Consider the following 21,308-nt stretch of genomic DNA (forward strand, 5'->3'; position numbering starts at 1 on the left):
CCTCTGTATATCGTTTCGACATATTGGACTTCTCATTATTCTCTATCATCTAAACCCTCACATCTATTATATCTGGAAATTATAATGTGTCCGAGTAATTACTGTCTGAAACAGTGTAGCCTATCCAATCAGTGCTGAAAGCATTTGAATAAAAAAGTAAAATAGTACCGAAAACAGCAGCAGTTGTTTTCCTTTGTTACGTGTAAGGCTTAGTTCTATCATGGCCAATGAAGCTCCCTTATTACTTGTTGCAGATTAATGTAACACGAGTATCATTGATCACTATAGTAAAAAAATCCCCCCCGTTGGAAACAAGGGGGGCATGATAGGGAAAAATCCTATTTTACAGCAATAACCACTTTTCCTTTGACCCGTCCTGTTTGCAGGTAGTCATAGGCTTTCTGAGTTTCATCAATTGAGTAGCTGCGATCAATGACAGGTTTTAGAACTCCATCACCAATAAACTGGGCAAGTTCGCTTAACATCTCACCACTGGGCCACATAAAAAATGATTCGAATTGAACACCATATTGTTTGGCAAGGTCATTTGTATCTTGTCCCTTAATGGAGACGAGAGTTCCACCCTTTTTAAGAACCTTGAAGGATTTCTCCAGAATCTCTCCTCCCATCATATCGATGACCAGGTCATAGTCAGATAGAAGCTCTTCAAAATTTTTATTTTTATAATCGATGACCTCATCGGCTCCCAGTTTTTTTACCATTTCAACATTGCTTGTACTTGTTGTACTGGCAACATAGGCGCCTACTTGTTTTGCCATCTGAATAGCAAGAGTTCCCACTCCACCAGAACCTGCATGAATCAATACCTTCTGACCCTTTTGGAGCTTGCCCTTTGCTACAAGAGCCTGCCAGGCAGTTAATCCTGCCAATGGGATGGATGCGGCTTCCTGATGGCTTATATTTACCGGTTTAAGGGCTAATTCTTTTTCATTAATAACGGCGTATTCAGCAATGGTGCCTCCGAGTTGTCCAGAGGGACGGGCATACACCTCGTCTCCCTTCTTGAAATTGCTCACATCTGAACCGACTTCAACAACTACACCGGAAACATCGAATCCCATGATGAAAGGGAATTTTATGGGTATATATTCTTTCATATAACCAGCCCTGATAATATTATCAACGGGATTAATACTGGCGCTATGAACTTCTACCAGGACAGCATCTGCTAAAAGTTCTGGTTTGGGGATATCAGTTATTTCAACTTCTTGACCGTATTCTCTTATTATGGCTGCTTTCATCTTATTACCTCAATTCATCATTCTTTTCAGTTAGTCAAGACTAACTATAGATCTAATGTTAGTATCTTCAAGAGGGAAGTCAAGATAAAATGGTTTGAGCATTTTTAAATCGGCTGATACGTGATGGGTCAGATTATGAATCTATAGAAAATCCACCCAGACCTTCATCTTCCGTTTACCCCGATTTCCCCACAGGAAATAGGGAATAAAACTGACGTCATCATTCAGAATAACTCCCGTGCTGCCGGTAAATGAGCTATGGTCCATCTCAAAGCGGAGTCGGGAGATATCAACAGCTGAATCTATATCATTCTCAGATTCAACACAGTAAATCAGAGGACCCCTTGAAATAGCTCTCTTTCCCCGATTTTCCCTGACCCGGGAATCCGATCTGTTGGCAAGAATTTCCATGGGAATATCGAGTTCAATGAGATTCCTGGAACCGGGAGAGAGCATCACAGTTTCATAATGGGCATTCTGCATAATTTGTGTATAGATGGGGGAGTCCCGGATCTGTTCTCCCCCGGTATAGAGCTCGTTATTAAGCCTGATTTCCCAGGAATCAGCCCATCCGGGGATACGGAGTTGAAGGCTTATGGGCCTCGTATTTGAGACCTTAATCCTGACCTTTCCTTCCCAGGGAAAACCGGATTCCATCTCGATGTTTATCTCTTTCTTCTCAAATTCGGTTGAGCTTCCGATGTACTGGTTGATCGTGATGGTTTCTTCTGTCTCGAGGTAGATGAGATTATGAATATCTGCCCAGAGCCGGGAGATATTTGAGGGACAGCAGGCCGTCTCAAACCAGGCATGTCGTTCCAATTCCCCATTGGATTCCAGAGGATTTCTATAAAAGTATTTCTTCCCGTCCTGAGATATCCCCACAGAGGCGGCATTATAGAGCTGTCTCTCCACAAGGTCGGCAAAGCGCGCCTGAGGAGAGAGGCGGAGCATCTCATTATTCCAGAAAATTGATCCTATGGCGGCGCATGTTTCACTGTAGGAAAACTCATTATTAAGTTCATAGTCCCTGCCGAAACCTTCAATCACAGGGAGAGACCCGATCCCGCCGGTGATATACATCTTCTTTGTTACCAGGTTCTCCCAGCATTTTTCCAGAAAATTGCATACCTCGTCTCCGTCTTTTTCACTTGCCAGAATGGCGGCGGCATACATCATATAGGCCCATCTGACGGAATGACCTTTCGCTTCAGTCTGTTTCAGCAACGGTTGATGCTGCTGCTGATAGCTCCCGTCAAGAAAGGAAAAAAAAGAGCGGACCATCAGAAATCTGGGTTCCCGGGACTGAATGTTTTCGCCGAACTCGAATCCAAGCTCTTTTGATCCCTGTGTTTTATCCAGCTTCCTGACCTTTCGGCTTCTGAAGGTATGAGAAAGAAAATCACGGAGCATGATAAACCCGAAGAGTTTATTATGTCCTCTTTTCAAGAGGAACTGCTCGGCCGTATTAAGATAGTCCTTCTTCCCTGTAAGGCGATACAGCTTGAGAAGGGCTATTTCGATCTCCTGATGTCCCGGGGCAGAGGCCGATGAGATCCGGGTAAAGTCTTTTACCACAAGGTCTGCTGAGTTCAGGGCCAGATTAAAAAGATCCTTCTTCCCCATCGCCGCCAGATGAGAGATCCCCGCTTCAATAAAATGTCCGGCTGTATACAGCTCATGTTCCACCTGCATATTGACCCAACGGGTACCTGGAAAGTAGAGCTGGTTCCAGGTAAAGAGATAGCCGTCTTCCTCCTGGGATCTCGCCATAAGATCAATGTATTCATCCAGCAGTCCTTCCAGTTTTTCATCGGGATCCGAAGCCAGAACCCTTGAGGCCGCGTCAGCCCATTTATGGGCGTCGGAATCGGTGTAAAAAAATCCCTCCCGTTTCCCCGGCCTCCCCTCGGCAATGAGTCTGAAGTTTTCAAGGGTGCCGCAGCGGCAGTACTGCTCCCATTGGTTAATAAGAGCCTCTGTCCTGTTTATATCCCGCCTGGGAGACCAGAACTGATCCTTTATTTTGATCATGATGAGACTACCACAGCTTTCCTGACAGCTTTTCTCTCTTCAATTTCCAGACGCATCTGATCAAACTGATCTTTTGACAGGGGTAATTTAAGAGCAAAGAAGGCAGCGATGAGCGAGCAGATTCCCGGGGCAATTCCGATCAGTATCCGTATGGCTTTTACAGCGGATTCCGGCTGAACGGCTCCGGTCCCTTCTATATAGCCGAAGATGCCGAGAACACTGGATACAAGGAGAATGGCTATGGCCGAGGCGGATTTATACAGGAAGATGGTGATGCCGTAAACAGCTCCTTCCCTTCTGACTCCATTTCGGTGCTCATCAATCTCATTGATGTCAGGCATGATTGACCAGGGGATAATCTGTGATGCCGAGATCCCCAGGCCGGCCAGCATTGCAATAATGGTGACATAAACCACATTACCTACGGGGGCAACAAAGAAAAGCAGGAGGATGAGTGCAAATAGGACCGCTGAAATGGCATAAGCGTTCCTTTTTCCCAGTTTCTCTCCCAGGTAAACCCACAGAGGAGCCGCCACAACGGCAAGAACCAGAGGAACTCCCATAAGGAGAAACATAATATCATCAGAAATATGAACAACATCTTTCAGAAAAAACAGAACAACTGCCATAAAAATATCAATGGCAATCATGCTGAATAGAAACATACCCAGCATCATTCTGAACTCTTTCATGGATAGGAGAGCCTTTATGGTTCCGAGAAATCCATCTTTATTTTCTGAGACTTCTTTTTTCCTCTCTTTAGTCCCTAGAAAGGTGATGATCAGGATAACAAGAATGATCACACCCAATATAACTCCCATGGCAGGATAACCCTTGTCGTAATTCTCAGCTCCTCCGAAGATTACATCGACAATCAGAGCCACTCCCGCCGCCGCAATAAGATTCCCTATAAAAGCGAAGCTCATCCTGAATCCGGTAATATTGGTCCTTTCGTTGTAATTGCTCGATAGTTCAGGCAAAAGGGCGTTATAAGGAACCGAAACAACAGTAAAAGCTGTATTAAATATAAGGATGATAATCATGTAATAGATAAAAAGGGCCACTGGATTCTGAAAGGGGACAATCCAAAGCAAAGCAAAACTGATTGCCAGGGGAATACTCCCTGCAAGGATATAGGGCCGACGTCTGCCGAAGCGGGACTTTGTTCTGTCCGATAGAATCCCCATATAATAGTCTGTAATTGCATCCCATAGTTTGGCACAGGCAAAGATAATGCCCGCCCACTCGGCTCTCAGGCCGGCAACATTGACTATGAAAAATATAAAATAAAATCCTATGGTGGTGAAGGCAATATTTATTGCCAGATCACCGACTCCAAAGGCAAGCTTCTCCCGCATGGGGACAACATATCCTGGTTTCATCTATGACTCCTGTCAGTTTTACTTTAAAGTTTGAAAATATTCACTTCGTAGGGGGCCAGGTGCCTGGGATTGAAATTCCTGTAACTACTCAGGAGGAGCTTATTTTCGGACATCTTCTTATTTCTATTCTTCATCTTAGCGGATAGATTCATCTCTATATAAAATGATTCATCCCTGTCTTTTCTGTAATAGGAAAACATGTCTTTCCTTGAACTCCTCAAGGATAGAAAGTCTCCGTACACAAGTGTTTTATATTTTTTTCTCAGAGCAATTAAGTCCCTGTAAAAATGGAAGACAGATTCATTATCCGCCATCTGGATTTCAATATTATTTTCCATAGAATCCATACTTGGATCTAACCAGGGCTTGCCGGAAGAAAAACCGGCATTTTTACCGGAAGTCCACTGCATGGGGGTCCGGGAGTGATCCCTTGAACCGCATTTAACCTTTGCCAGTGCCGATTCCGGGCTCATACCATCAACGAGTAATTTTTTGTACAGATTCAGGCTTTCAACATCCCGATAATCATCAATAGATTCAAAATTGACATTAACCATAGCCATTTCCTGTCCCTGATAGATAAAGGGGGTGCCTTTCATGGTCAGGATCAGGGCTGCGAGCATTTTTGCCAGAGGATTCCTCACCGACGGATCATTATTTATTTTGGATATCATTCGCGGGTAATCATGGTTCTCAAGAAACAGGCTGTTCCAGCAGCTGTTTCCGTATTTTTGCTGCCAGAATAGCATTTGATTTTTCAGAATATTCAAGTCAAAGCAATAATCATCAAAACGATCATTCCCGGGATTATCAATGTGGTCAAAATTGAAAATCAGGTCCAACTCCTTCCGTTTCTCATGGGTGAAAAACTGGCTGGAATAGAGCCCCAGTCCCGGCGTTTCCCCCACTGTGACAATATCATATTTACTGAATGTCTCTTTATGGAGTTCCTGCAGGTATTTGTGGACATTTTTTCCAAAGGCATAATGCTCCACACCACATACACCCATCATCTCGGCGATTGTGGGATCACCATCGGGATAACCCTCGTCCTTTGAAATGAAATTGATCACATCGAGTCTGAAGCCGTCAATTCCTTTATCCAGCCACCAGTTCACCATTTTATATATATCCTGCCTGAGAGGCTCATGGTCCCAGTTCAGATCCATCTGTTTTTTAGACCAGATGTGCATGGACCATTCTCCGCTCTTCTTATCATAATTCCATGCAGGCCCGGAAAATAGTGAGGTCCAGTTATTGGGAGGCTCATCCTCCCGGCCCTCTTTCCAGATGTAATAGGGGCGATAGGGATTATCTTTCCCCCTGGAGGATTCAACATACCATTGGTGCTCATCAGAAGTGTGATTGATAACCAGATCCATAATCAACCTCATTCCCCGTTGATGACAGGCGGATAGAAGAGAATCGAAGTCATCCATGGTACCGAATTCAGCCATGATCTTCTTATAATCCCTGATGTCATAACCGTTATCATCGTTGGGAGAGTCATAAACCGGGCTTAACCAGATCAGGTCAATTCCCAACTCTTTCAGATAATCCAGTTTCTCAATGATTCCCCCCAGATCCCCGATTCCATCACCATTGCTGTCTTTAAAACTTCGGGGATAAATCTGATAGGCCACCGACTCTTTCCACCACAGAGGTTTTATTTCCTCACTGTGATCGGGGAGTTCCAATGTTCTGAAATGATTGAGTTTCGATACAATCATTTCTAAAAAATCGATACTTAATTCACCTCTGCTCAGCTTGTGCAAGGTCTTCAATTTTATTTTTCTGGACAATCCATTATAAATAAGGAGTCTATTGAGTTTCAATTCATTTCGGAAAATTTCAATTAAATCCGCTCCCAGGGGATTCGACAGAACCTCCCCGATTGTGCTTTCAAGTGTATACAAGATTCGGACTCCTATTTTCGATGCTGCAGTAATAATTCAAAGACATTCTTTAGGTTATACTCAAGGGCAGTTCCGGAATCTGTCAAGTTGAAAAAGATACTTACGACCTAAGTATAAATACTTTAGGGCTTGATATTTTCATGCACAACAGAGATCTACGGCACAATATGGTCCTGGTACTTGATTTTGTGCGTGATAGGAATGAGGCGGAGATTCTTAATATCGAACTGGAGCAGAAAGTCTATAAACGGACATCAGAACTGAAGGATGCCAATGAAAAACTCTCTTTTACCTCAAGAAAAGAGAGTTTCATGCACTCTTATGATCTCTCTAAACGGGAATACGAAATTCTCAACCTCCTGCTGGACGGCCTTTCAAATGATGAGATGGCCGATGACCTTGATATTTCTATCAGAACTGTCAGTGCCCATTTATACAAGATGTATAAGAAAATGAATGTCCATTCCCGTCTGGATATTTTCTCATCTTTCAGGGAATTATAGGAGGGGGATCAGAAAAGAGAAAAGTCATAGGTAACACCGGATTGGATCTCTATCCTTTAGAATTCTATGTTATAGTCTTCGGGGAGACTTCATGGCTGGATTCATCAATGGTTTTATCCTCTTTGGCGCTTATCTTTCAATATTGATTTTCACAGGTTATATTCTGTTAAGAAAAACCCGTAATGAAAATATCTATCATTCTCTGGCTTTTATATGTTTCAGCCTTCTGCTGTTCAAAATCTATTCCGTCATCGGGAACAGCCCGGCAGAACAGCACTCATCCTGGCTTTTTTTTCTCTCTATTCCTTATTTTCCCGTACCCCTGTTGTATTTCGGGTACTGCCGGGCCGTAACATTTGATGATAAACTGTCTGTCATAAAACTATGTGTTCTGACTCCCTCTCTGCTGGTCTTTCTCTATGATTTGAGTACTGTTATCTTTCCTGTACCTGAAAATGAAATCTTAAACGGAATAATCATGGCAGGGGCTCTTATTCAGGCAATAGCCCTTCTTATTAGCCTGGGGATAAAATTGTCTGTTCTCTATAATAAAAAGGAATATTTTTTCATCATAAGAATCACCATGGCCTACCTTGTTCTGACAGGGGCAGCCTATTCTCTGGTGATCTTCGGCTGGATACTGGATATAACCAGTCTGCTTCAGGCAGGGGGGACCATTGTCACAGTTCTGCTGGCAGGAAATTACCTGATGGATCTGCGGAATGGAAAATTCCGACATCTTTTGATCATCGAGGCAAATAAGGAAAAAAACAAATTCACTCTCTTCAAAGGTGTTGATGCATCACAGATGATTATAAAATTGGAGAGTTATATGGAGGAAAGCCGCCTATACCTGGATGAAAATCTCTCTCTCCTTGATTTGTCACAGCGCCTTAATCTTTCTACACACCAGTTATCTCAGCTGATTAATGATACCTACCGGATGAACTTCAATACTTTCATTAACTCATACCGGATAAAAGAAGCCAAACAACTTCTTCGGTCATCAGAAGAACAAACCATCCTGTCCATTGCCTATGGGGTAGGATTCAATTCTAAAACGGCTTTTTATAATGCCTTCTCACGGATTACCGGTTCCACCCCCAATAAATACCGCTCCTCTCTGGAAAATTGATAAATTAATGGATAATTCGAGTTCCGATTTATAGATCGGGACGAGAGAATCCGAAACCCCATGTAATATTCATTATTGACATACTTAATAAATATTACATGAGGAGCATCTTATGGCGGAAAATCTCCAGAAAGAAGTAAAAGAATTAATCGATGGCCTGGGTACCTGGTTTAACGAAAAAGATCCGGCGGAGAACTACCGGATGACAGGGGACCTGCACCCATACAATGAACTTTTCTCACCCATTCAGGTTAACAAAACAAGGATTAAAAATCGTCTTGTTATGGGACCCATGGGTAATATTGACATGGCCGATGAAATGGGAAAGCCCAGCACCAAGATGATTGAATACTTTCTTGAAAGAGCCAAGGGGGGGACAGGCTTGTTAACGACCGGACTTGTTCCAGCCACTTTCAAGGTAGATCCCACTGTGGAAGATGTTGATAATGTCGGAATGCTTCCCCGTATAGACGGCCACAGGACACCATTTTCGGGCTGGATCAATCTGGCAAAGGGTGTTCACTCCTACGGTTCTAAAATCTTTCTGCAGATAACACCGGGGTTCGGCCGGGTAGGTAATCCTGAATGTATGCTGAAAAAGAAAAAACTACCGGTTTCAGCTTCCTGGAACAGGAATTTCTACATCCCTCAGCTTCCCTGCCGTCCTTTAACAGACAGAGAATGCCGGAAGATCATAAAAGGGGCAGGGCAGTGTGCTTCCGATGCCAGAGCAATCGAAATTGACGGAGTGTATCTGCATGGTCATGAGGGTTACCTTCTGGATCAGATGACCAATCCTGCTTTTAACCGGAGGAAACTGGGTCGATTTGCCAACTGGCAGAATTTCGGTCTGGATATGGTAAAAGAGATAAGAACAAGATGCGGAAAAGATTATCCCATTATGTACAGGATCGATCTGTCCCTGGCTCTGAATGAAACCTACGGCGCCAGGATGCTTAGTGAAAAACGATTAAAAAGCTTCCGTAAAGACCGAAGCGTAGAGATGACCCTTGATTTCATGAAAAACCTGGTCGCCGCCGGAGTGGATATGTTTGATGTGGATCTGGGCTGTTATGATAACTGGTGGCTGCCCCATCCTCCCATGGCCATGCCTCCCGGATGTTTTCTGGAAATCTCCCGGATTGTTAAAGATTTTTTCAAGAACAATAACATCATATCCAATGCAGGATATCCCGTTCCTGTCGTCGGTGTGGGCAAACTGGGATTTCCGGATCTTGCAGAAAAAGCCTTGAGAGATGGTAAATGCGACATGGTTATGTTGGCTCGTCCCCTTCTTGCGGATCCGAATTGGGCCAACAAGGCTTATGCCGGCCGGGTAAAGGAGATTATTCCCTGTATCGGAGACCAGGAAGGTTGTCTGAATCAGCTGATTCATGGAGGTCACCCTCAATGTGCGGTCAATCCACGAACCTCATTTGAACACATCATGCTGGATGATAAGGCTCCCGCTCTGAATAAAAAGAAGGTAGCCGTTGTCGGTGCCGGTCCTGCAGGAGTCAGTTGTGCCCTCCAGGCCTCTCTCCGGGGTCATGAAGTCGTTCTGTACGATAAAAATCCCAGAATAGGCGGAATGCTCCTCGTTGGTTCAGTTCCAAAGATTAAATTTGAAATCCGCAATTACATTGAACACCTTGAAGAGGTTTTGCGTATTCAAAGCGAAAAATCCTCACTTACAGTTAAATTGGATACAGATGTCAATGAAGAGATGCTGAAAGCAGATGGCTTTGATTCTATTGTGACATGTACCGGCTCTACTCCATTATTACCTCCGGTTGAGGGAATTGATCTGCCCCATGTTTATCAGGGAATCGATATTCTTAAAAATCCGTCATTAGCAGCAGATGCAGAGAAGATTGTCATCGTGGGCGGGGCTGATGTAGGCTGTGAAATTGCCTATATGCTGTCTCTGGAAATGGGAAAGAAGGATATTACAATAGTGGAAATGCTTGGTCAGCTGATGCAGAAATCCTGTACGGCAAACCGGGGTTTTATTATCCATAATCTGGAGAAGGCCGGAGTAAAAGTGATGAACTGTACCCGCCTGAAAAAACTCTCGGATAAAAATGTCATACTGGACCAGAATGTATCAAAAACCGTTCCGGATCCCTTTGTGACATGGACTCCCGTTTTACCTGAAAACATTATCAATCCTTTTGCTGCGAATATTAAAATGGATACTCATGAAAAGATCCTGTTCGCAGATCTGGTTATTGTTTGTACCGGTGCCAGACCAAATCAGACGCTCTTCGAAGAATGTCTGAAAAACAATACCGCCGCTGAGATTCATAACATCGGAGATTCGATGATGAACGGCAAGGTTCATGAGGCCACCAAGGCCGGACATGCCATCGGCAAAAGCTTGTAATCCATTCAAATAAAATCAGGGACAGCTGCGGTCACCATTCCGTTCTGTCCTTTTTTATTTGAATGAGCACATTAGGTGATGGTAGATGCAGGTTATAATAATTTCATTTTCACTCCGGTCTCCGCCATATTTTTCTCTGTCAAAAATATGGCTCTTGAGCTTATACTTCAAAAAAGTAGATAAAGTTTATTTCATCGTTCTTATTGCAGACACTGGTAGTAGGATGGCTGGAATGAAATAAATAATCTAATAAAGAAAGACTTTATCAATCATCATCTAAAATTTTCAATTGATAGTGTCAAATAACTAGGAGCTTTACATTTGACATTCTACTTTTTGTGAGCTTACAATCATTTAGATAATTAAAGTTAAGGGAAGTATTTATGAAATATTTACTCAACCGGCCAGGAATGTTTACTATATATTCCTCTGGTTTTTTTGTTCTATTTCTTATACTGGCTGCAGTGATCTTTATTCCTTCACAGCCGCAAAGCATTCATAATAATCTTTCCTCTAAACTTGATGATGCAGTATTTTCAACAATGCAATCAGGGATTGAATCATTGACAACATCAAAAGCTGTTATTGATCTTGCAACAGGAGGGACAGCTGTTGATAATCCAATAGGTTTAAATACTCTGGATACTGCAAACAGAATTTTTAATTCCTCGTTAGTTTATATTGTAGATCTCAGGGGAAATGTGATTGCCTGTACCCCTTTTAATGATGATCAGACCCTTACCGGGAATAACTATTTCTTTCGGCCATATGTCCAATCTGCGATATCAGGAAAAAATACAGTTTATCCAGCCCTTGGGATAACAACTCTGGAACGGGGGCTTTATTTCAGTTCCCCTGTATATTCTGAAGATAATCAAAATATTATCGGTGCTGTAGTAATAAAAATAGGGCTGGAACAGATAGACAATGTTCTTAATGAGTATGAAGAACCGGTAGTATTGATAACACCGAAGGGTGTAGTGTTTGCTTCAAATTTTGAAGAGTTTATCTACCATTTTGCTTATCCTCTTTCAGATGAGCAATTAGTCTCTATTCATGAGAGCAAACAGTTCGCTGATAAAATTATCAAACCGATGCCTTTTTTCCTGGACAAGAATAAAATAGATTATAAGGGGAACGAATATAAAATCCAGAAGGAGACATTCTTCGATTCAGGCTGGGAGATCGTTGTTTTTCAAAGTTTAAGGGTGAAATATCTGTTTAATAGAAACACCGTCCTTTCAGTCTGTGCTTTTATCTTTTTTCTATTGTGTGCAATTTTCTTCCTTATCAGAAATATAATGATCATAAAAGAGGGGGAAATCGCCCTTAGAAAAAGTAAAGAAACGTATCAAACACTCTTTTCACTCGCACCTGACGGGATCTGTATTTCCGGTATTAACGGAGAAATACTCTCTTTTAATGATTCGTTTTCAGGTATTTTCAAATATCCTCCAGAGAAACTTAAAACAATGAGAATAGATCAACTTTATGCAAATCCGGATAAAGACAGGGTGCCTTTGCTGGAGGAATTGATAAAAAAAAGAAAAGTCAGGAACTATCCTCTGGATATGAAAGACTCACTTGATAAGGTGATTAAGACATTAAACTCATTTGCATTGATCGATTACAATGATATGGAATGTATTGAAACAATAATAATGGATATAACTGAAATAGAGGAAAAGGAACAGCTACTCCGTCAGGCACAGAAAATGCAGCTTATGGGAACACTGGCTGCAGGACTGGCACATGATTTCAATAATATGGTCGGTGGTATTTCCGGTAATATCGCTTTGGTGAAATTTATACTTGAGAAAAATAATAACATCTCTAATGAAGAGTTGAAAAAATTTATAAGCAGAATAGAAATATCAATTAAAAGATCAGAAGATTTGATTCATCAATTATTGTCTCTCTCCAGGAAAAATGAGTTTAAATCTGTACCCGTTGATCTGAATGAATCAATAAAAAATGTTACCAGTATCTGCCGGACTACTTTTGACAGGAGTATTGAGATTGTAACAAATTACTGTGAGACTCCCGCCTTAACCAAAGGTGATCCTACTCAGATAGAACAGGTTATTCTTAATCTATGTATCAATGCTTCACATGCTATGACCATTATGAGAACCGATGGGAATTCTGGTGGACAACTTTCGGTTTCAGTGAAAAAACGCTCTGATGACAGTCTTTTTCCAGGATCTCAACAGTCTTATGTTAATAAAAACTATTGGGTCATTTCTATAAAGGATTCAGGTATCGGTATTAATCCGGAATATATGGATGATCTGTTTAAACCCTTTTTTACAACAAAAGAGAACAATGAAGGGACAGGGCTTGGTCTTGCAATGGTTAAGAACATAATAGAACAGCATCAGGGGCTGATGGAGATTAATACCGAAGTAGGGGTTGGTACGACTTTTTATATATCTCTTCCAATTTTGGTTGATTAACTAGCTGCTGATTCGAGAAACCGCGAAATAACCAGATGGAGGGGGCTGTTTTAGACCGATCATTCTTAAAAAATCCTGTAATAAAAACCTTGTTACGTCTCACTAATTACAGAGAGTTCTTCCTGTTATAGAGGGAGACTAGTTCCAGAGCCTTTTCTTTAAAAGATATTGAGATGGTTAACCTATATGGATTATGAAAGATAAAGAAAAGACGAGACAAGATTAAAACCGTCAATTGAAACTTAAAAAAAAGGTTTGAGACAGAACTCCCTCGTATAGAACCATTGCTTTAACACCTAGCTCCTCGATTTGGAAACATTCCTCTCAATGACACTTGACCTGGGTGTCCGACTTTTCATAATATCTAAATCAATATCCGGGGATTTCAATCCATGAAATTTTCGCCGGTGGTATGGGAACACAGGTACCTGCCGATTTAAAAAACTATAAGATGAGGTCTTTTATCATCATGATTATATATCCATTTTCCGCCATCGTCGGCCAGGAGGCCATGAAGACGGCCCTGATTCTGCATGCAGTTGATCCATCCATCGGTGGTGTTTTGATCCGCGGACATAAAGGGACTGCAAAGAGTACGGCCGTTCGTGCATTGGCCGACCTCCTTCTTCCGCTTCAAGTCGTTGAGGGCTGTCCCTATCATTGTGATCCCAAGGCAGAGACCTTTGTGCATGAGACCTGCCGTCAGAATGCCCTGAGCGGAGACCCCATCCCTGTCTCTGAGTGTCCTGTTCCGCTTGTGGAGCTGCCCCTCGGTGCAACAGAAGACAGGCTTATCGGATCTCTGCATCTGGAGCGGGTTATCAACACAGGAGAGAGGGTTTTCGAGCCCGGTCTTCTTGCCGCCGCCAATCGTGGCATCCTCTATGTTGATGAAGTAAATCTGCTGGATGATCATCTGGTCGATCTTCTGCTTGATGCTGCCGCTTCCGGTGTAAATCGTGTGGAACGTGAAGGACTCTCGGAGATCCATCCGTCCAAATTCATCCTTATTGGGACTATGAATCCGGAAGAAGGCGAACTTCGCCCGCAGTTTCTCGATCGTTTTGGTCTTTGCATCAACGTGACTGGGGAAAGGGCTGTGAAAAAAAGAAGCGAACTTATCCGCCGGCGCCTTGCGTTTGAGAAGAATCCGAAAGCCTTTTCCGATACTTGGGAAACACACCAGAAAGTGCTGCAGCAGAAAATCACACAGGCTAAACAGCAGCTCTCGCAGGTCACAGTTTCAGATGATATCTTTGATGCGGCATCAACTCTTGCCGTTAAGGTCGGCGCCCAGGGGCATCGCGCTGAAATCACAATTATTAAAGTTGCGACCGCAATTGCAGCCTTTTTAGAGCGTGATTCCGTCAGCTATGAGGACATCATAGAAGCCGCCATAATGGCACTTCCGCATCGCCTAGACAGGTATCTCGAAATGGGCGGAGTCGATTTGCCGAAAGAATTGAAGGATCCCTTGATCGAAGTGTTCGGAGAGTTTGGAGAGTTTCCCTTTTTTCATGGGGAAGAAGAACAGGATGATGACAAGTTTCCTGCTTATAATCCCGACGAAGATATTTTTCCCGGTTCCTTTGCAGGTGGTATGCCGGTGTTTTCATATCTAAAAAAAAAGCATCCAACATTATCCTTTTAGGAGACGAAACCCCTCTTCGTATTTCACTGGACGAGCAGGACATTTTACCGGGGCGGAAACAGTTCTGTGTTTCCCGCAACGGACGACATATCGCTTCTATCAAGGTTAAGGACGGGGATCAGATCAATGAGCTTGATCCTTTGGCGACTTGTCTGGCCGCGGCTATGCGCCGGGCGCCGGGAGTGTCAGCTCTTGCGGAGGACGGCATCAGTCCTCAGGATTTACGTTGCCGTTTGCGTGTGCAACCTGTCAAAAAGACAATACTCTTTCTGGTGGATGCCTCTGATTCTATGCTGGTTGAAGAGCAGATGAAACTCGCAAAGGGAGCAGTTCTGGGGCTGCTGACTCAAGCCTATCAAAAAAGATACCGTGTAGGTGTCATTGTTTTTCATGATTGGAAAGCTAAAGTTGTCCTGCCACCGACAAGCAGCATTGCCCGGGCTCGTCATGCATTGCAGGCTATGGCTTCCGGCGGGGGTACACCTCTGGCCCATGGTCTTCAGATCGTACTCCAGACAGTTCATTCTGAGCGTGTCCGCCATCCGAATGATCAACAGCAGATGATACTGCTTACCGACGGAAGACCCTCTGTCTCCCTGGATCCGACAGTAAATATCAGAGAGGAGGTCCTGTCCCTGGCCGATCAGTTTCCAGCCCGGAATATACCGGCAATTGTTCTGGCTACCGCAGAACCCGGTGAGCTTCTCAGGGAGATTGCCTCACATCTGAAAGCACGGCTTCGCAAGCTGACGGATGTGATTCATGTATAGGCATTCGCTGAAAAGCGACAGCATAACGATTTATTCAGATTCAGCAATCCCTTTTACTATTATCCAGATACCGATAAATAATTCAAAAGGAACATATGGGATATAGAGGAAAAAAGGGATTGAAAAAGAAAAGATTTGAGCAATGGTCCCGATGAATAAAGGTATAAGAGAAATCAAACCCCAATAAGAGATCCATTTCGGGATCTTTGCTGATATAAGTAGTAGATAATAAAACATCATTGCACCGATACAGAAGATGAGCATATGTAATGTATTTCCAACATAATCCATTGAACCATATGAGTAAGCTGCCATTTTCAATAATTCGGCATATTTCGGATTCAAAATAAAATCCTGACTGATTAGAAGTAGTTTATATGACTCAATTTTACTAGCTGCAAGCAATGTTCCTTCGAATATATAGAATGCAAATGCTGTTGTGGATAGGTATTTTTTGATTGGCTTGAGAGTAATGAATAAAACGGCGCCAAGAAAAATAACTCCCAGGGCAGTTAAAATATCAAGAAATATTCCCAGGCGGTAAATACCGCTGTTTTCAGCTATTTTTATAAGAGTCTGTTCCATATTATCAGGAACGAACCATAAGGGTTTAATAAAAACTCCGTTTGAAAATGAAGTAATAAACTGCAGAATAAAAGCGATTCCAAGAATCCTGGTAGTTTTCTTCGGGTTCATAATATTTCCTCCAGAATATTGATTCTATTGCAGCTGTAAATCTTCTCTTTAATGGCTAATCAGTCATAAGCTTGTCAATTGCAGTATGATCAAATCCTTTGATTATCAGCCAAAATCCCATCACCAATTCCTGTGGTGCCAACACCATTTGCAGATAAAATCCAATGCCATTATCCATGTGAAAAAAATGCAACAGGGCATAAGCCATATATGGAACCACACCGATCAGACCCCAGACGGACAGCCAGCGGGGAATCAATCTTGTTCGATAAAAAGAAATGTATAAACATGTAGCCCCAATGAGAAATATTATGGTACCAACCGGACCGAGGAGGCTTTGAAATTGATAGAAGACATTGCCCATAGATTGTAATGCAGTCGAATCAGCCCCTGTAGCCGCATACTCATTACCAATTAAAACAAGTGCTAAAAATCCCATAGTTGAAATAAAATAATAGGTCCCCTCAAGTGCCCCACGAAAAAGTAACATACCCGCCGCAAGTTCTTTGCTGTCTTTTCTGAAGATGGGGTATAGGAACACCGTCATTGCAACCAGTGAAATGCCCATCAGGAGTATTAAAAATGAAGCAGCAGTTATCCGGGACGAATCGGCGGCAACCATATTCAATAAATCTATACTTGGAATTGGTTTATTGGTTACGCTGGAAGAAATCACTTCACCGCCGACGACTGCACTTGAAACCCCAAAGGCTGTCCCTGAAAAGTAAAGTAAACCAGCCATCAATGCATTCATTCTGTAGCTTTTCATTTGAATCTGCTCCTCAAAACTATCTGATATTACAGCACAACCTTGCCATGGGCCACGTAAGATAAAATGTATCTGAATTCCAATTGTCGCACTTCTAACTGAGATTATCAATCAATAATAAATAACTGCTTCTCATTAAGGGTGATAATTCCTGTCCTTTGGACAGGCCGGAATGCAGGTGGTTTGAGAGTTATGTTGACTCAAAATTTGAATCTTTCAGAACCTGGCAGATTGCTGTATTGAAACGAAGAGAAAGCATATTCTAAAAAAGAATCAAATTTTATTTAATACTCAAATTGATTACAATTAAAAGCAATGGAGGCTCCATTGTGAAAGAAGGATATCTGAATTCAAATGAAAATTATGACAGTTATTGTCAGTATATTCTATCCAATGTCTGCTTTGATGACGAGGATGATGAGTATAATATCTGCAGTGATATCGTTTCTCATAAAGAGAAGCTGGATAAAGAGCTGGGACGTGATGTAGGTATTGAAGTCGCCCTTGTAGACTATATGAAAAATATCAATCAGAGGGTACGAACACCTGATATTTTAAATAGTGCTGACATTAGACGTATTGCCCATTCAAACTCAGCACATAGCAGTTTAAAAGCTTATGATGCCTCTGTCCTATCAAGAGACATACAGGTGGAAATTGAAAGGGCCCACAGATACGGGTCTCCTTTTTCAATACTGTTGATTGATGTTATTTTGGAGGATGATAGTGTCCGGGACAGTATCATCAACAGTCTTACAACAGATTTCAGTTATCATATACGGCTGACAGATACTGTATATCTCTATAATCGCAGTCGCTTTGTTTTGTTACTGGGGGAGACTAATACCAATGCCGCCATCCAGACTTCCATAAATATTCAGAATGTATTCTCCCTTCCTCAGAAGATATCAAAATCCCCTTTTTATCTTAATATTGGAATTGCCTCATACGGACTTTTTCACATTGATACAGATCATAAATTACTCACTGCAGCCGATAAAGCCCTGGATGAGGCAGGGAATACCGGAAAGGGACTCATTTATCTATATCATGGTAAGGATATTCTGGAGGTCAATGATGAAGGCATTCCCGTTGTCATCACAGATAAGATACAGAAGCGAATGGAGATTACGGGTGTTCCCATACACCCGGGTACTGCTTTGGGAACGATCTTTGTTTATAATGATCTGCTCTCTCACGAGATGGAGAGTTATGATATCAGAGAAGAAAATCTGGAGGATGAGTACACCAGGATAGAACAGGCTATTCATGAGGTTGAGAAAGACCTGTTGGAAATGGAAGAAGAGGTTAATCATGAACTGAGTAGGGAGCATTCTGTCATATTCCAGGCTCACAGACTGATATTGAATGACAGGCAGATTCTGGATGAGATTAAAACACAGCTTTTTGAAAGAAGGGTCAATGCGGAAGAAGTCATTCGTGATGTCTTTAAAAGATGGGAAATGCGGTTCCTGGCCTTTGATGACGAGGTTTTCAGAAATAAATCTCAGGATATTGCAGATATCTCCCGGAGGGTTCTGACAGAGCTGCAGGGAATTGAAAGTCATATACTCGAGTCGGTACCTGAGAATTCTGTTATTTTTTCCATACGCTTACTTCCCTCTGACACGGTTCATATAAACAAAAAGAATGTAAAGGCCATTGTTACCAAAGAGGGGAGCCGTTTTTCCCATACGGCGATCATTGCCAAAGCCATGAATATTCCCATGATTATTCTGGAGAATATGGATTTGACTTTAATCAGCAATGGAACCACTGTATTTATTGACGGTAGTACGGGTGCTGCTATTATTTATCCAAACCTTCAGGAAATAGGGGGGTTGAAATCACAAATTTTGAGTTACACCACAGAGTATTCCCGTTTGCAGGCTGTGCATAAGGATCATAAGGATCTCATTTACAAGGGAGAAGAAGTAAAACTGTATACGGTGGTGGCCAGCCTGGATGAATCTGTTGAAGGAATATCTTTCGCAGCCGATGGAATCGGTCTTTTCAGAATGGAAGTATTATACCTGACCCGTGATTCCATGCCTGGTGAAGACTTTCTATTTGAGAAACTGGACAAAATACTGGAGCCCTTTAAGGATAAAGAAATAATTATCAGGCTTCTGGATATCGGTGGTGATAAGACCCTCTCCTATCTGGACATTTCGGAACGCTACAATTCCAGCCTGGGAGTTCGGGGCATAAGACTACTGATCAAGTATCCCCAGCTTTTGGAATCTCAACTGAGGGTATGTCTTAAATTGAGTTTGAAATTCAAAATAAAGATTCTTATTCCCATGGTCACAGTTGTGGAGGATGTCATTCATGTTAAAGAGATGCTTCACCGTATGATGAAAAGTTTAAATATTAAGAAGAGTATTCCTCTGGGGACTATGATAGAAACACCTGCTGCTGTTCTAGCTGCTCGGGCTATTATAGAACAGTCGGATTTTGTCAGTATAGGGACAAATGATTTGATTCAGTACACCATGGCGGCAGACAGGGAAAAGATGAATGTGAGTCAGTACTTTGAACAGGGCAATGTCGCCATTCAAGAGTATATCAGGATAATCTGCTCTCTGGCAGGAGAGGCCGGCAAACCATGTTATCTCTGCGGTGAACTGGCTCAGAACACAAGTTATACAAAAGATCTTCTGGAATTGGGCTGCCGGAACTTTTCTGTTACATCTACAGTGATCCCTGTTGTAAGACAGGCCATTCTGGATCATTGTTGAATTTTATTGCCGTTTTTCCAGGGAGGCCTCCACCCTGGAGAAACTGCAATGATAGAAAACAAAAAATAAATACCGGGAAAGAAAATGTTTGAAATTGAAACCGATAGATTATTACTTAGAAATTGGAAACTTTCGGATAATAAAGACGTTTATCAGTATGGCAAAAGTGATTTAGTTGGGCCAAATGCTGGTTGGCCTCCACATAAATCGGAAGAGGATAGTAAGGAAATCATCAAAATGTTTATTAAAGATGATGATGTACTAGCTGTTGTATTGAAATCCAAAAATAAAGTAATTGGTGGAATAGGTCTACATAAAAGAATTCCAGATGAAGGCGTGGATGGATTAGATCAAAGAGAGATAGGGTATGTGTTAAATCCATCATATTGGGGAAATGGATATATCCCTGAAGCGGTTAATGGCTTATTGGAAATTGGTTTCCAGAAAATGAATCTTGATTTAATATGGTGTGGTCATTTTGAAGAGAATCATAAATCAAAAAGAGTTAATGAGAAGTGCGGATTTCATTATAAATTTAAGAAGGAACGAACACTTACATTATTGAATGATAAGAAAGTTGTTACCTGTTATTACAATATGAGTAAAGCTCAATATCTTAATAATGAACGAAATTATAAATGAAAGATCACATGGCTTTGTTATAGCCAATTCTACCCCATGTTTACCCCGATTCTGAATAAGCAGGGTAAACCGAATTCAACAAAGACATTATTGTGCGGAAATGGAAAAGTGATTTTTTTCAAAAAAAGCAGGCTAATTTAAATAAATATTTAACTGACTGTAAACTAGAGACTTATCTTCATTGCAGACAGAAACTTTTCCAGACTTGTGTTGGCAATCAGTTCCTGTGGGAAATGGAGCTCTTCTAGAAGGGGTTCACAGTAATTTGTTTCACCCACCCGTGTGCTGAAATGGGCATCACTCCCAAGGGTGATCATTACACCCTGTTTGCGGCATTCCGAGAGGATCATTTTGTAGTTCTCCAGGGCGCCGACCCGGAATCCATGAGGACTTAAGCTGGTGTTATTCATCTCTATCAGGGTAGCTGTTTCTCCCGCGGCTTTGACCACAGCAGGGATGTCATAGGGAAATCTGCTGTCATCTGGATGCCCCAGAATTTTCACATAAGGATTATTCATTGCACCCAGCAAAGCGTTGGTATGGTCATCTCTTGTTCCGATAGAACAGGTTTGAACGTGGAATGATGCAATTACAACCTCTAAGTGATTCATAACTTCTTCATCGAGATCAATATCTCCATCAAAGTTGATGATATTAGCTTCGGCTCCCCGAAAGATCAAAGAACCATGAATCTCTCTGGGAAGAACCCGTAAATTGTAAAAATGGAAAAGATGGGCTCCACCGGGCATTCCCGGTGAGTGATCTGTTAAAACAAAACCGGTCAGACCTTTTTCATGTGAAGCACGGGCCATTTCCTCCAGGGTTGAATAGGCATGACCGGAGGCAGTGGAATGGGTGTGAGTATCTATAGCTATCATATCTTGTTGTTATCATTTATTACTCTGAAAGTACAATACGCGATGATAATTATTTTGTTTTCCATTTATTAAACAGTGAAACGATTT

The 21,308-nt window shown here is 42.0% G+C and carries 15 protein-coding genes; 8 read left to right on the forward strand and 7 right to left on the reverse strand.

From position 1 onward, the window contains the following. Window positions 1–338: 338 nt before the first annotated feature. The 4 genes from DV872_RS10040 to DV872_RS10055 form a co-directional block, all read right to left on the reverse strand. A complete protein-coding gene (locus DV872_RS10040; protein WP_114629799.1) occupies window positions 339–1,262 on the reverse strand; it encodes an NADP-dependent oxidoreductase in 924 nt (307 codons plus the stop codon). A gap of 141 nt (window positions 1,263–1,403) precedes the next feature. Further along, on the reverse strand, window positions 1,404–3,296 hold the full coding sequence (locus DV872_RS10045) for a glycoside hydrolase family 127 protein (RefSeq protein ID WP_114629800.1): 1,893 nt from the start codon (window positions 3,294–3,296) through the stop codon (window positions 1,404–1,406). Then, entirely contained in the window at window positions 3,293–4,678 is a 1,386-nt protein-coding gene (locus DV872_RS10050; protein WP_114629801.1) for an MFS transporter, read from the reverse strand. The genes DV872_RS10045 and DV872_RS10050 overlap by 4 nt, the downstream gene beginning before the upstream one ends. A 23-nt stretch (window positions 4,679–4,701) precedes the next feature. Then, window positions 4,702–6,594 (reverse strand): alpha-glucosidase, encoded by a 1,893-nt coding sequence (locus DV872_RS10055; RefSeq protein WP_199563460.1) that lies wholly within the window; start codon window positions 6,592–6,594, stop codon window positions 4,702–4,704. Between the two features lie 140 nt (window positions 6,595–6,734). Here DV872_RS10055 and DV872_RS10060 point away from each other — a divergent pair, with 140 nt between their 5' ends. From DV872_RS10060 to DV872_RS10085, 6 genes are all read left to right on the forward strand, one after another. Continuing rightward, window positions 6,735–7,097, forward strand: coding sequence for a helix-turn-helix transcriptional regulator (locus tag DV872_RS10060; RefSeq protein WP_114629802.1), 363 nt, complete (start codon window positions 6,735–6,737; stop codon window positions 7,095–7,097). A 91-nt stretch (window positions 7,098–7,188) separates the two neighbouring features. After that, the gene (locus DV872_RS10065) at window positions 7,189–8,232 is read left to right on the forward strand and encodes an AraC family transcriptional regulator (RefSeq protein ID WP_114629803.1); all 1,044 of its coding nucleotides are present in this window, start codon (window positions 7,189–7,191) and stop codon (window positions 8,230–8,232) included. A gap of 112 nt (window positions 8,233–8,344) precedes the next feature. After that, window positions 8,345–10,618, forward strand: a complete 2,274-nt coding sequence (locus tag DV872_RS10070) for an FAD-dependent oxidoreductase (protein ID WP_230391521.1) — start codon at window positions 8,345–8,347, stop codon at window positions 10,616–10,618. Window positions 10,619–11,001: 383 nt separating this feature from the next. Next, a complete protein-coding gene (locus DV872_RS10075) occupies window positions 11,002–13,074 on the forward strand; it encodes an ATP-binding protein (protein WP_114629804.1) in 2,073 nt (690 codons plus the stop codon). Between the two features lie 412 nt (window positions 13,075–13,486). After that, the gene (locus tag DV872_RS10080; RefSeq protein ID WP_230391522.1) at window positions 13,487–14,725 is read left to right on the forward strand and encodes an ATP-binding protein; all 1,239 of its coding nucleotides are present in this window, start codon (window positions 13,487–13,489) and stop codon (window positions 14,723–14,725) included. 140 nt (window positions 14,726–14,865) lie between these two features. After that, window positions 14,866–15,495 carry a VWA domain-containing protein gene (locus tag DV872_RS10085; RefSeq protein ID WP_147283146.1) on the forward strand — a complete coding sequence of 210 codons (630 nt, stop codon included), beginning with the start codon at window positions 14,866–14,868 and terminating at the stop codon, window positions 15,493–15,495. A 30-nt stretch (window positions 15,496–15,525) separates the two neighbouring features. Here DV872_RS10085 and DV872_RS10090 read toward each other — a convergent pair whose 3' ends face one another. Together DV872_RS10090 and DV872_RS10095 are read right to left on the reverse strand one after the other, a co-directional pair. Then, the gene (locus DV872_RS10090; protein WP_114629806.1) at window positions 15,526–16,191 is read right to left on the reverse strand and encodes a DUF4386 domain-containing protein; all 666 of its coding nucleotides are present in this window, start codon (window positions 16,189–16,191) and stop codon (window positions 15,526–15,528) included. 55 nt (window positions 16,192–16,246) lie between these two features. Beyond that, window positions 16,247–16,960, reverse strand: a complete 714-nt coding sequence (locus tag DV872_RS10095; protein WP_114629807.1) for a DUF4386 domain-containing protein — start codon at window positions 16,958–16,960, stop codon at window positions 16,247–16,249. Between the two features lie 329 nt (window positions 16,961–17,289). Here DV872_RS10095 and ptsP point away from each other — a divergent pair, with 329 nt between their 5' ends. Together ptsP and DV872_RS10105 are read left to right on the forward strand one after the other, a co-directional pair. Further along, the gene (ptsP, locus tag DV872_RS10100; protein ID WP_114629808.1) at window positions 17,290–19,701 is read left to right on the forward strand and encodes a phosphoenolpyruvate--protein phosphotransferase; all 2,412 of its coding nucleotides are present in this window, start codon (window positions 17,290–17,292) and stop codon (window positions 19,699–19,701) included. An 84-nt stretch (window positions 19,702–19,785) separates the two neighbouring features. After that, window positions 19,786–20,343 (forward strand): GNAT family N-acetyltransferase, encoded by a 558-nt coding sequence (locus tag DV872_RS10105; protein WP_114629809.1) that lies wholly within the window; start codon window positions 19,786–19,788, stop codon window positions 20,341–20,343. A gap of 164 nt (window positions 20,344–20,507) precedes the next feature. Here the strand turns inward: DV872_RS10105 and DV872_RS10110 are convergent, their stop codons facing one another. Beyond that, window positions 20,508–21,221: a phosphatase gene (locus DV872_RS10110; RefSeq protein WP_114629810.1), complete on the reverse strand. Its 714-nt coding sequence runs from the start codon at window positions 21,219–21,221 to the stop codon at window positions 20,508–20,510. Between the last annotated feature and the right edge of the window lie 87 nt (window positions 21,222–21,308).

The organism is Oceanispirochaeta sp. M1, assembly GCF_003346715.1.
In the GTDB taxonomy this organism is placed as follows: Bacteria; Spirochaetota; Spirochaetia; order DSM-2461; family DSM-2461; genus Oceanispirochaeta.

What these genes read in the sequence shown, in the direction of transcription:
- DV872_RS10040 (WP_114629799.1), bottom strand. Translation starts at nt 1,262, where the DNA reads ATGAAAGCAGCCATAATAAGAGAATACGGTCAAGAAGTTGAAATAACT.
- DV872_RS10045 (WP_114629800.1), bottom strand. Translation starts at nt 3,296, where the DNA reads ATGATCAAAATAAAGGATCAGTTCTGGTCTCCCAGGCGGGATATAAAC.
- DV872_RS10050 (WP_114629801.1), bottom strand. Translation starts at nt 4,678, where the DNA reads ATGAAACCAGGATATGTTGTCCCCATGCGGGAGAAGCTTGCCTTTGGA.
- DV872_RS10060 (WP_114629802.1), top strand. Translation starts at nt 6,735, where the DNA reads ATGCACAACAGAGATCTACGGCACAATATGGTCCTGGTACTTGATTTT.
- DV872_RS10065 (WP_114629803.1), top strand. Translation starts at nt 7,189, where the DNA reads ATGGCTGGATTCATCAATGGTTTTATCCTCTTTGGCGCTTATCTTTCA.
- DV872_RS10070 (WP_230391521.1), top strand. Translation starts at nt 8,345, where the DNA reads ATGGCGGAAAATCTCCAGAAAGAAGTAAAAGAATTAATCGATGGCCTG.
- DV872_RS10075 (WP_114629804.1), top strand. Translation starts at nt 11,002, where the DNA reads ATGAAATATTTACTCAACCGGCCAGGAATGTTTACTATATATTCCTCT.
- DV872_RS10080 (WP_230391522.1), top strand. Translation starts at nt 13,487, where the DNA reads ATGGGAACACAGGTACCTGCCGATTTAAAAAACTATAAGATGAGGTCT.
- DV872_RS10090 (WP_114629806.1), bottom strand. Translation starts at nt 16,191, where the DNA reads ATGAACCCGAAGAAAACTACCAGGATTCTTGGAATCGCTTTTATTCTG.
- DV872_RS10095 (WP_114629807.1), bottom strand. Translation starts at nt 16,960, where the DNA reads ATGAAAAGCTACAGAATGAATGCATTGATGGCTGGTTTACTTTACTTT.
- DV872_RS10105 (WP_114629809.1), top strand. Translation starts at nt 19,786, where the DNA reads ATGTTTGAAATTGAAACCGATAGATTATTACTTAGAAATTGGAAACTT.
- DV872_RS10110 (WP_114629810.1), bottom strand. Translation starts at nt 21,221, where the DNA reads ATGATAGCTATAGATACTCACACCCATTCCACTGCCTCCGGTCATGCC.